Raw genomic sequence first — 541 nt, 5'->3', positions numbered from 1 at the left:
CTCTTCGTCATGCACGAAAACCTGTCCTGCGTGAGGGCGTCTCAACCGAGCCTGACAGAGAGAGGGGCCGGAGCCCCTTGCCATGGAGCTGCCATGGAGCCCCTCGCGGCGGATTTCCCCGCGACGGAGCTTGTCGTACGGGGCTCGCTGTGATGAGGCCCGTCCTGTGGGCTGCTTCCGCCGCGTTCCGCTGTGTGAGGCGGCCGGGTGATGTTCCACGCTGGCATGTACCGGGGGCCGCGGGATGAGGGGTTGTCGGCGTGGTGGTGGATGATGGGGATGTGATGTCGGTGCAGGGAGGCGGCCAGATGCGGACGACTGGAGGCACGGGGGGTCGTTCCGGCCGTCAGCCACGGGATGGCCGCGGCCACCCGGATGGTTCGGCCGCGACCGTGGGAGTGGGCAGGTCCGCCGGGCGGACAGCCGCTCGCCGTACGGTGAGCGGCCGAGGGAAGGCGCCGACGGCGGCCAGCGCGGCAGCAACGGAAAGCCTCGCGGAGAAACGGTGGCGTGAGGCCCGCGAGGCTCGCCGTGCCGCCGG

Origin of the sequence: Protofrankia coriariae (genome assembly GCF_001017755.1) — a bacterium.
GTDB lineage: Bacteria > Actinomycetota > Actinomycetes > Frankiales > Frankiaceae > Protofrankia > Protofrankia coriariae.
The sequence above is the reverse complement of the archived record's forward strand: the minus strand, read 5'-3'. Positions refer to the sequence as shown.